Here is a 15,313-nt window from a genome sequence, read left to right as displayed (position 1 = left end):
CATATTTCACGGTTTATGTCAACGCTTTAATGTGCTAAAGTGCAAATTTTCTTCTGCTTTCTTCTTTTTTATCTCCGATGTGTCCGTGCGCATTTTTTCAGTGTGTCCTCTAATCGGTTCTCTCCCGCAAAGCTGATCTTCACTACCATGCCCTTGTCGAGATAGCAATAAGGGTTCTTGATCTGCGAAATGAAATCGACCATCCGCTCCCGCTGCGACAAGTCTTTTCTAATTTCCACTTCGTTGATGTCTACCAGTTCCTTGCGGTTCACATTACGAAGATCGGTCTGTGCCATCTGGCGCAGGCTTTCCATGGTGTGATAGGTTCGTGCAGTTGTTTCGGTCATTCACTCATTCCTTTCTGTTTTTGGGGTGGTGTGTCAGCCTCTTTCACTTATAGAATTGGAGAAAGGCCATTTCGCAAGGTATTTCAAAAAATTTTTTGTCTTTTTTCAAAAACACCTTGCGAAACACGCTCTGCCCGATTCTAAAGATAGAAGAACCCGAAAAATGCGTAAGGCAACGGCTTCACCGTAAGTAGGGCAAGATTCGCCTGGAGTAACTCAAAATTCACTTTCGTGATTTTTCGTTACCGGCAATCTTGATGGGGATTCCGCTTCCCCATTCCCTCGGTACGCACAAAATCTCTGATTTTGGCTATTTGGCTTCCACTAAAGTGGTCGCAGCCGACCGCCTACGGCTTGTCGGGATTTGCTTCGCAAATAAATTTGAAGGGAGTTTCTATCTATGGGCAGAAGAAAAAAGTGCGAGCAGATAAAAAGAACAAATAACGTAATGGTACGTTTTACGGATGCCGAGTACGCTTCTATTTCCATTTCTGCTGAACAGGCAGGCTATCCGGTTGCCGTTTATGTCAGGAAGAGTGCGCTGGACGAACGCATCGAAGTCCACTACAACATCACTGCAGAACTTCCCGAACTTCAAAAACTGATTGCTGAGTATTCTGCCATCGGCAACAACCTAAATCAGATTGCCCAATACTTCCACTCTGGCGGTTTCTATTCCAAGTCAATGCAGGACGAGATCAACCGCCATCTCACTGCATTATGGCAGCTTCGGCAGGAAGCAATCAAATTAGGGGGAATCTATCATGGCCGTGTTAAAACACATCGCAATAAAAAACGCTGATTACAGTGCGGCAGTCTGCTATTTGAAATATCAGCATGATGAACGACACTTAAAACCGCTCCTTGATGAAAACGGGAGCATGATGCTCCGCAGCGAATTTCACATGAATGGAGTAAACTGCAATCCCGACACCTTTGATCTTGAGTGCGAAATGCTCAATGACCAGTATCGAAAAAACTACCGATACGATGAAGTCAAGTCCCATCACTATATCATCAGTTTTGATCCGCGCGATAAAGACGAACACCATCTTACTGGCGAGAAAGCACAAATCCTGGGACTTGAATTTGTGAAGAATCATCTTCCCGGCCATCAAGCATTGGTCTGTACTCACACGGATGGACATAATGGCAGTGGCAACATCCATGTTCATATCATAATCAACAGTTTACGGAAACTGGACATAGAGCCACAGTCATACACCACACGCAGCATTGACTGCAAAGCAGGATACAAACATCACCTGACAAAAGATTATCTAAAATACTTACAGCAAGAACTTATGAATCTATGCCAGCGTGAAAATCTGTATCAGGTCGATCTTCTCTCTCCGGCTCAACGTAAAATCACTGAAGCTGAATACTGGTTGCAAAAGCGAGGGCAGAAAGAGCTGGAAGATATAAACGAACAGATCATTGCTGATGGCATGAATCCAATGGAAACAACATTTCAGACTCGTAAGCAGTTTGTTCGGAATGCCGTTTCAGAGATTTCTTCCTCCGCAATTTCGTTTGAAGATTTTCAAAGCCAGTTATTTGAAAAGTATAAGATTCATGTGAAAGAAAATCGGGGAAGATATAGCTATCTGCATCCAGAGCGAGAGAAGTACATTTCTGGTCGCTCTTTAGGCACAAATTTTGATAAAGATTATTTGCTCAATCTTTTTGAAGCCAATGCACTTGCTGCTGAGCAAGAAGAAAAGCAACGACAGACCATGCCCGATTACCATGCAGACCCGATTGCCATTCTCTTCATTCGCTCTGATCTGCGTCTTGTTGTGGACTTGCAGAACTGTATTAAGGCTCAACAGAGCAGAGCTTATGCTCAAAAAGTCAAAATTTCCAATCTTCAACAGATGGCAAAGACTGTAGCTTACATTCAGGAAAACGGATTCGATACCAGAGAAAATTTACAGACAACCTACGATAGCATCACATTACAGATGCACGATGCACGGCAAAAGACAAAGGACACCGAAACACAAATCAAATCTGTGAATGAGCAAATCCACTATCTGGGTCAGTATCTTTCCACAAAATCCACCTACAATGAATTTTTGAAAGCTCGCTTCAAAGGAAAATTTCGCAAGGATCACGCTGATGAAATTGAGAAGCACGAAAAAGCCGTCCAGATTCTGAAAGCACAAAATCCAGACGACTCACTTCCGAAGATGAAAGATTTGAAGCTTGAAAAAGAACGGTTGCTTGCCTTGAAAGCGGCTCAGTACGACACCTATACCTATTATAAAGATTATCAGAAAGAATTACGAACAGCCTGCGCCAATGTTGACAACATCTTGGGGCAGCACCACATTCGAGATCACACTCAGCGAACAGAACAGACCCTTTAAGCAAAAAAGAGCCACCATACGCTACCCTTTTGTTGGGTAAGCCTATGGTGGCTCTTGCACTATTTTCAGTCTTTAAGCGTCCCTGTATTTCAAGAAACCATTTTGTAATTCCACAAAGCGATCCTGAAATATTTCTTCCAACGCCTGTTTGCAGGGAACCCTCTGCATCCGGGCAACAACAGATCACTTCCTGTTCCGTTCCATATCAGCCGACTTCTCTTGGCTACTCTTTTGCTTTTCCCGTGCCATCTGCCGGATTCGCAATTTATCAAGAACGGATTCCCGTCCGTTGATTATGCGGGGCTTAGGGAGATTGTTGGCACAGCCATCAATCATATTGTAGTTCTGTTCCGTAGTTGATTCTACGGCCCGAACATATTCCCCGTTCTCATAGAACTTCTGATAATGTTCCATCTGGTGTAGTGACGGCTTCTGGTTCATCGGCTTTTCCATCAGCGGTGGATGCAGATAATCCAGAATCTTTTTTCTGGCATCCTCATCCAACCCTTTTCGGATTTCAGTGGAAACCAGTTTGCCAGAAGCATCTACAATCACGTTCGGTGCTTTTTCCTTATAGACTTCATGCTGCATCAGAAAAAAGTGCTGGCTTTCTACCACGCATTCTTCGGTTGCCATCCACGTTCCAGCACATCCATCTATAAAAAGATTTTTCGTGTCAAGTGTAACCAGAATGCCAGAACTACTATTGCGGATAAAGCCAGCAACCACAACAAGGGAGTCCTTATCCACAAAATACGCCGTGATTTCTCCCTGTTGGTTTATGACAATCACATCACCGACACCAAATGGACGGCCACGGAAATTCTTCGGTCGATGCTCTTCCAACCGTTTCCGAATCATCTCTGGTGTGTCCGATGTAAACAACTTTGTAAAATACGCCTGCTGATAATTTTGTACGATCACCTGAAAATGATGTTCCGTCAAATACTGATATGAACGTGACCGATACGCAGCAAGTTCTGCACTATCTTTCAGCTGATAGACCGCATACTGATTGATATTCATTTTGCCACCACATCCTGAAGATACGGTTTAAGGTCAAGCTCTGAAAACTCCATGTCTGAAATAGAGCGCATCTTTTTCATGGTAGATGCTACCAAAGGAAAGACTTCGGCATCATCCTCCACAAACGGAACAACTTCCTCGATATATCTCATGGTTTCCGTCCGTGTCGGCTGCTCAAACATTGCCATAACCATCATCTCATCTGCATTAAACTTCATCTTGCTCACAGTTCTATTTCTCCTTTCTTCTTTGCCTTCTTCGGTTTTGCCTGTTCCTGATGAGGCTGCTGCTCCTGCGCCTTTTTGCGATTCTTCAACGCTTCACGAACAGACTGCCGGGTGTTGGGGCGTTCTTCCAACTCCTTGCTTGCCTGCCGCTTTTCCAAAAGCGTTTTCATATCCGAAATTGCTTTCTGCACCAGCGGGCTTTCCCGGTAATGCTGGATATGGTTGACAACCTCTGCCTGCACTTCTCCGCCTACCATCAGGTCAAACATTCCCGAATAGATGCTTCCATCTTCAAGAGAAAAGCCAATGCTCTTGATTCCGTTCATCCGCTCTGCCGGAATCTTATCGTAGATTTCCAATGCCTGCTCCAATGTCAGATTGTCATGGAACTCTCCCATCACCGGAAACTCTGCACACTCTGCCACATAAAAGCTGATGTTCGCTTCCGGCGCAGGCTTCTCTGCTGCCAGCTTTTCTTTCATTGCTTCTGCCCGCTGTGTTTCTGCGCGGTATGACTGTTCCTGAAGATACGCAGTACTAATCACACCACACTCAGAAACGCTGTGTCCGTGTTCTGCCAGAACTTCTTCCATCATTTCCTGCACGGGTCTATATCCATCCACTTCGATGATACCGCCGTCCATTACCGTGAAGTCCTTATCATATAAGGTATAGTCGTAGCCATCCTCGCTGGTCTGGATGTTAAAATAGCCATCGTTGATTTCATAGCTACCGCCACATCCTGCACTTTCAACGCTTCTGCCACCAGTGCGACCACATGGTTCTGGATGTATGGATTATCCCAGCCCGGAACTTTCTTGTAGTCCTCTACGATCGTGTCAATACCGTTCTTACACTGCACAATGTCCAGACTGCCCGGAAGTGGGTCAGGCGTTTTCTCTACGCCAAGGGCTTTCAGATGAAAATTCGGAACCTGCTGATAGCAGGACATTGCATCATCGAGATTCCCGAACTTCTCAATTTTCATCGGATTGGTCTGCAAATCTGTCACAACATAGAACTGCTGGACAAACGGTTTTTCTGGCTCCCGCTGCTGTTCAGCCGCAAGTTCTTTACGGTACATATCCACAAACCCGTTCAGCACAGTCGGGTGACTGCGCACGATCCAGTCGGTGCGGATATTGCTGCCCCGTTCTCCCTTGCAGGTGGTGTCTGCCCATTCCTTATTACTGTGTGAATAGCGTCCGTCATGGTTGTTATAATTCAGCGTGTACGCCAGAATATAGCCCATGCGCTCCATGCCAAACTGTTCAACGACGGACTTCGTAGCATCATCTGCAAGGTTCATTCCGTCGAAATTGTCTGCAATCGCTTCTTCAATGGCGTTTCTGCACTCTTCATTGAGCTGTCTGGAAATGCGGTACAAATCCACCTCGCCATTCTCTGCTGCATAGGCAAAAGATTCGTAATAAACCGGAACATCCAAATTATCCGTGCGGCTTTCCTCTGCCACAGGCACAGCCTGTTCTTCTTTTTGTGAAGTCGGATTCTTTTCTGCAAAATACTCCTTTATGGCATCCTGAAAGTCCTCATCAAAGCCGTTCCACAAATTTTCTGCCACCAGTTTTCCCTGCTCATTGACCGCAACGCAGGCAGCTTCATCCCCGTATTCCTCATGCTCCAGCAGGAAGAACTTCTCGCCACCGACCTCCGTTTCATCAATCGCATACCATGTGCCAATATGACCCTCGACTGCAATCTGGTCGGAGTCACCGTGTATTAAGCCATCCTTTTTATGCTCTTGTTCTTCCATAAACTCACGCACAGTCAGCAATCCACCCGTGAAGTTCAGACCTTCCGCGCCCAGTTCCAGCCGACCGTCTGCGCCAAGGTCAAGTTCTTCTGCCATCAGAACAGATGCCGCATGGTTTACGATCACCGTTTTCTCCACCAGAATCGGCTGTCCCGGATCATAGTCCGACCCACGCAGGTCATAGCGGTACAACCCCTCCGGCACATCCTCATCCCGCAGTCTGCTGTTGCTGAAAAGACCGGGCTTATCAAAGATTTCAATTTCCTGCAACTGTTCATCCAGAATCGTTTCTTTCTTCAAATCCATCTTCCTTTCCTTGAAAAAATCCGGCAGCTCTGCAAAGCCGATGCTGTCCACATAGCAGGCTTTGATCGACTTGCCATCGTTCAGCACCACAACATCACTGACGGAAAGCGAATGCCCGGTAAAATCCGCTGGACGCTGGATATTGAAGCGTTCGTAAATAGCTTCCAGCGTATCATTTTCCGTAAGTGGTGCGGTATAGACCAGTTCATAGTCTGCACAGTTTACTTCCATCCCGTGCCGCTTTACAAAATCCAGATTCATAAAGCGGTAGTCGTGTTCCGGGTCACGGACAGTGATCTGGTAGATGCCAAACTGCTTTTCGCTGCCGGAAAGCAGCTTCTGCTCCTTAACTACTGCATCCATACGAGTTATCAGTTCTGCCGCCTTTTCTGCGGACTCTCCCTCTGATTCCTCCACTGCGGCTTGCAGCCATTCCCTGATCGGCTGAACATCCCCAGCCTGAATCTGTTCTTTCAGTGCTTCAACTGCCTGCTCCCGATCCTCTACGCTGTCCTTATAGTGGTAGAAATCGAAGTCAAAGGCAAAATCGTCAAGGTCTACTGCCAGCTTTTCAACGGTTGCTTTCTCGCCGTTTTCCATTGTTTTCTGCTTGTCCTTTTCCAAATCTTCCATAGCGATCTGGAAATAGTCACTTCCACGTTCGATTTCTTCACGCCCTGTGACAAGAACTGGCCACGGGCTGATACGGATAAGATAAATCTGCTTGCCCTCATCAAACAGCCGCAGAGCCTGCTCCCGACTTATCACCGTCAGTGCGGCATCCGGGCGGGAATACTCATCTTCCAGATACTCTTCGTTCTTTTCCAGCAAAATTGCACTCCATGCGTCAGCCTTGATTCCGAAAATGCCATCATGCTGTTCGATCTCTTCCTGACTGGCGAAATCTCCTGCCGTGCCATCCTGAAACAGCGGGTAAATCCGTTCGCCCAGCCGATGCCACTCCCGTGCGCCTTCCTTTGTCAGCGGCAGAACATCATCTTTCAGATACCCATATTCGTGCATTTCCGAAAGACCGATCATGCCATCCGGCAGACTTTCGATCTTCTCCTCTGCTTCCCACATCAGGCGATTGATTTCTTCCGTGTTTTCAGCCGCAACCGCAGCCGCCAGATTGTTGGCAAGTTCTTCCGTTGCCGCCCGGTCATCCAGCTTGTAAGCAAAGTTTACAATGAGATTTCGCTGGCTGTTGTCAAAAACGGTTTTGTCCCGTTCCTTGTCCGCAATCAGCTTTTCAGCATATTCCATCGCCGTCATGCGCTCCACACTCCTTTCTGTCACCGCCGTTTCCAGTTTTTCAAGAAAATCAGCAGCGGTCAATCGAATCGTATCCATCGAATCTTTCAATTCTTTCAGTTCCTTGCCGCTTGCCCAGCTTGCTACATACGGGAACGAGTAGTCCGAAGTATCAATGCCAAGTGCCGAGCAAACCGTAAATGCAATGCTTTCCGCTTCCGTTTCTTTGGTAAGCTGGTCTTTTTCCTCGCCGCGCTGTTTCATCTGGTCGCTGTCATGCAGCATGGCATGAGCAACCTCATGGATCATCGTCTTGATGGTCTGGCTCTCACCCATATCGGCACGAACACAGATTTCTTTGTCCATGTGGCTGTAATAACCTTTTGCGTTGCCCTCGATCTCTCCAAAACGAATTGGCACAGGAGATACCTGTTCGATTGCCTCTTTCAGCAGGGTATAATCCTTGACACGGGCAGTCAGTTCATTCACTTCCAGCGTAGGCAGCGGTTCTCCGTCTGTCTGGGCATAATCGAAAACCGTTGTTACCCGGAACCGGGGAATCACCCTCTCCACCACTTCGATTTCCGGCTCCCCGCTCTCATTCAGCACCGTAAGCCCGGTGTCCTTGTCGATTTTCTCCCTCTCTTCCCGTTCCTTTACCGGGACAGGCGCGATGATCTGGATGCCCTTTTCACCCTTTTTCACATAGCGGTTAAACTTATTTTTCCAGGCATTGTACCCAGCCACCAACGTAGCATCTGGACGCTGCATTGCGATCAGCAGCGTATTATTGAAGCTGTAATTGTGGAATTTCGACATTGTAAGCAGGTACTTCGTATACATTTCCGAAGTAAAAATGTCCTTTACGCCCTGCTCCAACCGTTCCGTGATTTCTTTGAGCTGGTCTGCCCGCTTATCTGCCATTCATGCCCTCCTTTTCGATTTTCTTGACCCATCTAGTTTTCATCTGATACGGATACTGGTTCGCCATCTTCGGCTTTCTCTCGCCATTCCATTCCAATCCTCCAGCACGGCCCTCACAAACATATCCGGCAGCTTTGAGCGATACGCCGCTTTCGGTGTCCAGAATATAAGTGACAACCTTTGTATAGCCCATTGCCCGTGCTGCACGGTACGCCGCCGCATACAGGATGCTGCAGGCGTTTGGAGTTTCATCCGTACACAGGCGATTGACTTCCAGCGTATAGCCATCATCCAACCACCGCGCCACAGGTCTGCCGCAGATAGCAACGCCCACCAGCGCACCATTTTCCGATACGCCAATGGAGAACTTATGTCCTCGCGTCGGTTTATGGTGGCGGTGATACTGCTGCACAAACGCGTTTGCCGTTTTCAGATTGATCGGTGTTAATGTCAGCAAATGCCCTCCTTTACAAAATCTGCCCCATCAGATTCCCTTTCGGAGATCTGACGGGGGCATTCTCAGTTATAGTTCCATATCGTGACTTTTCTTTTTCTGCGGTTTCGGCTCTGCCATGCGTTCTGCCTGCTTTTCGTGAAGCTGTGCAAGAATCGACGGACGTTTTACGCTGTCTGCACTCCGCTCAATCTCACGTTTCGGCGCAGGAAGTTCGCTATCCGTTACTTCCTCATCCATGCCAAGAGCCGCATCATCCCCCTTTTCGTCCATATCCAGCAGGGCATTCAATTCTGCAAGCCGTGCAGATTTTTCGTTTAATTCCGTCTCCTGCGGGAACGGACGCTGCACTTCTTCCTTTGCTTCTGCCAACTGCTGCTGTAAGGTTTCCAATCTGCGCTCCACCTGCGGCAGTGTCTTTTCGATAGATGCCAGCGCATTGAGAATACGCTGGATATTGCCAGCCGGATCACTGCCAAGTTCAATCGTATAACTGCTCTGCCGCTTGATGGTCAGCTTGAATGTCTGGGCGAACGCATCAAACCGGGAACTGATTGCAAACCCTCCCAAATCTGCGATTTGCCCCTCTGTCTTAGCGATCTTCATTGCGGCACAGGCTGCAAGAATTGCCGAGCCTGCTTCCTTGCGGTCGGTATAAACCCTGTCCTCCACCGTGATGGAGAACTTCTCCTTGTCCTGTTCCAGCAACGGCTTTGCCACTGCAAGGTCAGCTTTCAGACCTGCTATGCGCTCTTTCGCTGCCGTGATTTCTGCCGGATACCGCCGTGCAATATCCGATTCCAGGCTGTAAATCTGGCTGGTGTGGTTGGCCCGCATCAGCTTCAGCTTGCTGACCTGAATATCCAAATCCATCTTTTCCTTGATGTAGGGATTTCCCGTTGCCAATGCTTTGATTTCTGCATAGGTCAGCGCGGTATCGTCCACATCATCGCAGGCACGAACAGGAGATTTCGAGGTCATGATCTGCGAGATGAACTTCTGTTTATTTTCCAGAATTTGCCACATATACGAATCGAACGTATTCTCTGTGACGTAACGGAAAATCTTCACTTTCTGGTTGCGGTTTCCCTGACGAAGAATGCGTCCTTCCTGCTGTTCCAGATCAGAGGGCTTCCACGGGCAGTCCAGATGATGCAGGGCGATCAGTCTGTCCTGAATGTTTGTACCAGCACCAAGTTTCGGGGTCGAACCAAGCAGGATACGCACCTGACCGGAGCGCACCTTTGCAAACAGTTCTGCCTTTTTGGTTTCGGTATTTGCCTCATGGATAAAAGCAATCTCCTCACGGGGGATTCCCTTTGCCACCAGTTTTTCCCGGACATCATCGTACACATTGAATGTTCCGTCTGCTTTCGGGGTCGATAAGTCGCAGAAAATCAACTGGGTGGATTTGTCGGGCGTGGATTCTTCCCATACCTGATAGGCATTCTCCACGCAGAGGTTGACCTTACTTTCCGGCTCATCCGGCAGCAGGTCATTGATAAGCCGCTGATCCAAGGCCAGTTTTCTGCCGTCGTTCGTGATTTTGAGCATATTATCGGTTCTCGGATCGACATTTCCGTTCCGCACACGCTCTGCACGGTCGGCAAAGCTGCTCACCATTTCCTGCTGCGTTTCACTGGGTTTCAGCACCTCATTGATGTACTCTGCTTCTGGCACAGGCAGATTCAGCATATCTGCCGTCTGTACGTCTGCGGACTCCTTGAACAGTGAAATCAATTCAGGGAGATTGAAAAACCGGGCGAACCGCGTCTTTGCACGGTAGCCCGTTCCCTCTGGGGACAATTCGATTGCCGTTACGGTTTCGCCAAACGAAGCCGCCCAGCTATCGAAATGTCCGAGATGAAGTTTCTGCAAGGTGTCATACTGCAAGTAGCGCATAATGGTATACAGCTCTACCATGCTGTTCGATACAGGCGTACCTGTTGCAAAGGTCACACCCTTGCCGCCAGTGATTTCATCGAGATACTGACATTTTGCAAACATATCCGAGGACTTCTGTGCATCGGTCTGAGCAATACCAGCGATGTTCCGCATTTTTGTGTAGAGGAACATATTTTTATAAAAATGGCTCTCGTCCACAAACAGGCGGTCAACACCAAGCTGCTCAAATGTAACTACATCATCCTTGCGGCTCTGGTCGTTCAGCTTCTGAAGTTTTGCCTGCAAGGTTTTCTTTGTTTTCTCCATCTGCTTGACCGTGAAACTCTTGCCATCGTCCTCTGCCTTTGCTTCTGCAATCGCAAAGGTAATGTCCTGAATCTGCCGCTCAATCATGGATTTCTGCTGTTCCGGAGAAAGCGGAATCCGTTCAAACTGCGAATGTCCGATAATGATGGCATCATAATCGCCCGTAGCAATCCGGGAACAGAACTTCTTTCGGTTGGATGGCTCGAAATCCTTTTTCGTTGCCACCAGCACATTGGCATTCGGATACAGCCGCAGGAAATCCGCGCCCCACTGCTCCGTCAGATGGTTCGGCACAACGTAGAGATTCTTCTGTGCCAGACCCAGACGGCGGCTTTCCATGCCGGCAGCAATCATCTGAAAGGTCTTGCCCGCACCAACACAATGCGCCAACAGCGTATTATTGCCATACAGGATATGCGCCACTGCATTTTTCTGATGCGGCATCAGGCTGATCTCCGGGGTCATGCCCACAAACTTGATATGACTGCCATCGTATTCACGGGGACGAATCGCATTGAACCGCTCATTGTAGACCTTGCAAAGTTCCTCTCTGCGGTCTAAATCCTTGAAAATCCACTGCTTGAACGCATCCCGAATCGCTTCCTGTGCCTGCTGCGCCAGCATGGTTTCTTTTTTGTTCAGCACTCTCCTTTCTCTTCCATCCTCATAGATGGTATCGTAAATTTTGGTATCCCGGAGATTCAGTGCATCTTCCAGCAGTCGATAGCCGTTGACCCGCATTGTGCCATAGGTGTTCGTCACACGGGGATTACTCCGGTCAAGCGACTTGCCGCTGATATTCCATGCACCGCTGATTTCCGAATAGGTTGCCTTGATGGAACTTCCGATATAGTAACTCGGCGTTTTGAACACCCGCTCCATGAAGTCCGTAATGTACTCTGCCTTGATCCAGTTTGCACCAAGCCGCACTTCAATCTCCGAAGCATTCAAATCTTTCGGCTGTACCCGCTTGAGATACTCGACATTGACCTGATACTCCGGGTGGTTTGCAGCAAAGGTTTCTGCCGTTTCCAGCTTTTCCCGGACATTACCGGACAGATATTCGTCTGCCGTCACCCACGCCTGTGTGACAGGATTGCGGAAGATAACGCCCGCCAGTTCTTCGGTCACTTCCTGCTCTGCCTTTCCGCAAAGTTCAGCCATAAACGGTACATCGACCTTTGCTTTTTCTCCGATGGAGAGTGCCAGGGCTTCACTCGGCGTATCCACAGAGGTCACAGGTTCCGGCTTGCGAATGGTGCGCTTGGTAAAAATATCTGCCAGCCGCTTGAGGTTTTTATCCTCATCCAGAATCTCAAGAGATGCCAGCAGACAATAGCTGCTGTCCTGCCGGAATGCCCGTTTGTTTGCGGTGCTGTTGATCAGACCATACTGCGCTGTGAACCGCTTATACTGGTCTTTCAGCTTTCCCTGCAGCAGTTCCACTTCGGCATCTGTACCATCGTACAACTGGCAGTCCAGCAATTTCTGTGTGGTTTCCCGCAGAGCGATCATTCCCAGCACACGCTCCGCTGTGACCGCAGGCAGGTCAACCTTGTTCATGTAGGAGTTTTCACGGTAATAAACCTGTCCATCCACGTTGGTGTAACCGAAATTCTTCACGTTCGGGTCTGCCGGGAGCGGTTCTGTGTTCTGGTCAAGTTCATCGTCCGTGATTTCTGGCTCTGTGATTTCCGCATGGATGTTCTCAACTGCTGCTTTCAACTGCTGGACAAGGTCTGCGCCCTCGATGGGTTTGACCGTAGTTTCCTGCTTACCGTACTGTGTACTTTCAGTCGTGATCTCGCCCAGCACCATTTCAGGATGCTGCGCAAAATACTGGTTGATGGGGTATCCCTCCGGCGTTGTGCCAAGGTCTACCCACTCTGCCCGCTCCACTGCCGCCCGGTCACGCTTTTGCAAAAACAGGATGTCCGCTACTACGCTTGTATTCGCATTGCGCTGGAACGCATTGTTCGGCAGGCGAATTGCACCGACCAGATCAGCACGGTTGGCAAGATACTCTCGGACAGAGGAATCCTTTTTGTCCATCGTGCCGCTGGAAGTGACTACCGCCACCACACCGCCCGGACGAACAAGGTCAAGACTCTTTGCAATAAAGTAATCGTGGATGAGGAAGTTGTGGCGGTCATACCGCTTATCCGGCACTTTGTAATTGCCGAACGGCACGTTGCCTACCACACAGTCAAAGAAGCTGTCCGGGAACTGCATCGTTTCAAAGCCCTGCACGGCAATCTTGTTTTTCTGATAAAGCTGCTGTGCAATGCGCCCTGATACGCTGTCCAGCTCTACACCATACATCTTGATGTTTTCCATGTTTTCAGGCACAAGACCCATGAAATTGCCGACACCACAGGACGGTTCCAGCACATTACCTTTGCTCAGTCCCATATTGGAAAGGGCTTCATACATTGCCTTGATTACCGTGGGAGAAGTGTAGAAAGCATTCAGCGTAGATGCCCTCGCTTCGCTGTACTCATCTGCCGGGAGCAGAGATTTCAGTTCCGCATACTCTTTCGACCAGTCTGCATTCTTCTCATCAAATGCCTGCGGAATGCCACCCCAGCCGACATACCGGGAAAGAACTTCCTGTTCTTCTGCGGTTGCCTGCCGCTGTTCTGCATCCAGCGTTTGCAGCAGCCGGATGGCTTCGATGTTTGCTTTGAATTTTGTCTTGGCTCCTCCTGTGCCAAGATCATCGTCCGTAATACGGAAGTTCATAGGCTCCTGTTTGGGCTGTACAGGCTGTTCCGTTTCGGCTCCACTGTCCAGCGGAAGGTTGTGCTGCCGCCGTGCATGGTTGACCTCTTCCGGGGTCATAGACTTACTGGTAAGAGGATTCAAAACATCGTCCACTGCCGAACGATGGATGGCATCTGTCCGGGTCTGCACATCCGCGATCAGCTGCATCTGTTCCGGCGAGAAGTCGGGATTCAGCAGTTCTTCTAACTCGCCGCCCGATTCTGCCACCGAATAGATCACATCCATCTGCTCCGGGGAAAAATCCTCGTAAGCCACACCAGCATTGTGTAGAGCAGTAAAGACTGTGGTTTCTATCGCTTCTTTCATCGGCACGTCGGCCTGTTCGTACAGATGCCGAATGTACTCCAGCGGTTCCGTTCGGAAGATCGGATACCGGGCTTCTTTCGCAAGGGTCATGTCCTGCAAGCTGACCGTCCCCTGCTCAAAGTTGACCGAATCCACACGGAACTCTCTATCGTCCAGTTCAATGATGGTATTGACTGGCAGATATTCCTCTCTGCGGAAATACTTTGTCTGCGCATGGGTTCCATCTTCCTGCTGGCCGGACAGATAGACGCTCTCCCCCTGCTTCCAGAGCTTCATTGCCTGAGAAGCCCACTGTTCACGTGGAAAACCAGACACCTCAACCTTGCCGAGTGCGGTTTCCTTTTCCAACAGCTTGCTGCCAAGAAGTTCTGAAACGCGCTTTGCATCCTCGCCGTAGAACTCAAAGTTGCCGTACTGCTCATAGCCGACCAGAGCATCCGGGTAACGCTCTTTCAGCGCGTTATATTCGTTTACGGCATCCAGCGGCAGGGGCTGCAAGGTCGGCTCAACGGCCTTTTCTTCCGCTGCATACAAAACCATAATGCCGCGCACCCACTGCGGTGCGTCCTTGCTATCCTGATACAGTGCAACGGCATCCCGTCTGTCCGTAATAACGTCCTGATAGGTGCGCTGGAAAATATCTTCTACCAACCAGTCTTTGAAGTTTTCCCAGCTTTGGCTTGCTTCCAGATACAGCGGAGCAGTTTTCGCATTCTGCTCTAACAGCTCGTCAATCTTGTTCCGAAGTTCCTTTTCCGCTTCGTCTGCATCCACATCGCGGTCGCGGAGATACGGATAGATTTCACTCTGCTGCACCGCATCCAGCATGGAGTACAGACATTCTTTGTAAACACAGCGACTATCTTTCAATGCAGATTTCTGCCCTGCCAGAAGATAATCATTCAGCGGATTCTTTGCCAGTTCTGCATCATACTGGTTCGGTCGAAGCACCCGCGCCGCCCATGCAGGACGCTCCATATCTTTCAGATAGATCAGAGAATCCGTAACACGTTCGATTTTATAAAGGCGGTCATCTTCCAGATAGAGATAATCCCCGACATTTCTGCTGTACTTTGCCGCCTGCCTCTGGGGTTCTTCAACCACTGCGGTGGTTGAATGCTCTTTCGATTCCTGTTCCTGCGCCCAAATATCGAAAAGCGATATTTGTCCTGCCTCAGAAACAGAAATCTCAACAGCCTTTTTCTTTTCCGGGAAGATCGTGTACGTTCCCTCAACATACTGGTGCAGTTCAGCAAGCGTCTTTGATTTTTCCGCATATTCCGGGGAATCCAGCGGCACGGAAAGAAGTGCTGCATCCATCTTTTCCA

General features: G+C 48.9%; 9 protein-coding genes. 2 read left to right on the top strand and 7 right to left on the bottom strand.

Annotated features, from left to right (window positions below; genetic code table 11):
- Positions 1–68: 68 nt before the first annotated feature.
- Positions 69–347 carry a DUF6870 family protein gene (locus DWX91_RS12065; protein WP_242699444.1) on the bottom strand — a complete coding sequence of 93 codons (279 nt, stop codon included), beginning with the start codon at positions 345–347 and terminating at the stop codon, positions 69–71.
- A 400-nt stretch (positions 348–747) separates the two neighbouring features.
- Between DWX91_RS12065 and mobC the strand changes: the two genes are divergently transcribed.
- A complete protein-coding gene (gene mobC, locus DWX91_RS12060) occupies positions 748–1,149 on the top strand; it encodes a plasmid mobilization protein (protein WP_118539003.1) in 402 nt (133 codons plus the stop codon).
- Positions 1,112–2,719, top strand: a complete 1,608-nt coding sequence (locus DWX91_RS12055) for a relaxase/mobilization nuclease domain-containing protein (RefSeq protein WP_118539001.1) — start codon at positions 1,112–1,114, stop codon at positions 2,717–2,719. The genes mobC and DWX91_RS12055 overlap by 38 nt, the downstream gene beginning before the upstream one ends.
- A gap of 183 nt (positions 2,720–2,902) precedes the next feature.
- Here the strand turns inward: DWX91_RS12055 and DWX91_RS12050 are convergent, their stop codons facing one another.
- From DWX91_RS12050 to DWX91_RS17530, 6 genes are all read right to left on the bottom strand, one after another.
- Entirely contained in the window at positions 2,903–3,745 is an 843-nt protein-coding gene (locus tag DWX91_RS12050; RefSeq protein WP_118538999.1) for a DUF4316 domain-containing protein, read from the bottom strand.
- Positions 3,742–3,963, bottom strand: coding sequence for a transposon-transfer assisting family protein (locus DWX91_RS12045; RefSeq protein ID WP_243099047.1), 222 nt, complete (start codon positions 3,961–3,963; stop codon positions 3,742–3,744). The genes DWX91_RS12050 and DWX91_RS12045 overlap by 4 nt, the downstream gene beginning before the upstream one ends.
- Positions 3,964–3,968: 5 nt before the next feature.
- Positions 3,969–4,673 carry an LPD16 domain-containing protein gene (locus DWX91_RS12040; RefSeq protein WP_243099046.1) on the bottom strand — a complete coding sequence of 235 codons (705 nt, stop codon included), beginning with the start codon at positions 4,671–4,673 and terminating at the stop codon, positions 3,969–3,971.
- The gene (locus tag DWX91_RS12035) at positions 4,616–8,230 is read right to left on the bottom strand and encodes a DUF3849 domain-containing protein (RefSeq protein WP_118538993.1); all 3,615 of its coding nucleotides are present in this window, start codon (positions 8,228–8,230) and stop codon (positions 4,616–4,618) included. Before DWX91_RS12035 ends, DWX91_RS12040 begins: the two co-directional genes overlap by 58 nt.
- On the bottom strand, positions 8,220–8,687 hold the full coding sequence (locus tag DWX91_RS12030) for an XF1762 family protein (RefSeq protein ID WP_118538991.1): 468 nt from the start codon (positions 8,685–8,687) through the stop codon (positions 8,220–8,222). Before DWX91_RS12030 ends, DWX91_RS12035 begins: the two co-directional genes overlap by 11 nt.
- Before the next feature lie 66 nt (positions 8,688–8,753).
- Positions 8,754–14,813, bottom strand: coding sequence for a DEAD/DEAH box helicase family protein (locus DWX91_RS17530; protein ID WP_412693902.1), 6,060 nt, complete (start codon positions 14,811–14,813; stop codon positions 8,754–8,756).
- Between the last annotated feature and the right edge of the window lie 500 nt (positions 14,814–15,313).

It is taken from the genome of Clostridium sp. AF22-10, from assembly GCF_003478725.1.
Taxonomy (GTDB): domain Bacteria; phylum Bacillota; class Clostridia; order Lachnospirales; family Lachnospiraceae; genus Otoolea; species Otoolea fessa.
The sequence above is the reverse complement of the archived record's forward strand: the minus strand, read 5'-3'. Positions and strand labels throughout refer to the sequence as shown.

Excerpts from the sequence above, each read along its gene's own strand:
- mobC (WP_118539003.1), top strand. The coding sequence starts at position 748 with ATGGGCAGAAGAAAAAAGTGCGAGCAGATAAAAAGAACAAATAACGTA.
- DWX91_RS12050 (WP_118538999.1), bottom strand. The coding sequence starts at position 3,745 with ATGAATATCAATCAGTATGCGGTCTATCAGCTGAAAGATAGTGCAGAA.
- DWX91_RS12035 (WP_118538993.1), bottom strand. The coding sequence starts at position 8,230 with ATGGCAGATAAGCGGGCAGACCAGCTCAAAGAAATCACGGAACGGTTG.
- DWX91_RS17530 (WP_412693902.1), bottom strand. The coding sequence starts at position 14,813 with ATGCTGGATGCGGTGCAGCAGAGTGAAATCTATCCGTATCTCCGCGAC.
- DWX91_RS12055 (WP_118539001.1), top strand. The coding sequence starts at position 1,112 with ATGGCCGTGTTAAAACACATCGCAATAAAAAACGCTGATTACAGTGCG.
- DWX91_RS12065 (WP_242699444.1), bottom strand. The coding sequence starts at position 347 with ATGACCGAAACAACTGCACGAACCTATCACACCATGGAAAGCCTGCGC.
- DWX91_RS12045 (WP_243099047.1), bottom strand. The coding sequence starts at position 3,963 with ATGAAGTTTAATGCAGATGAGATGATGGTTATGGCAATGTTTGAGCAG.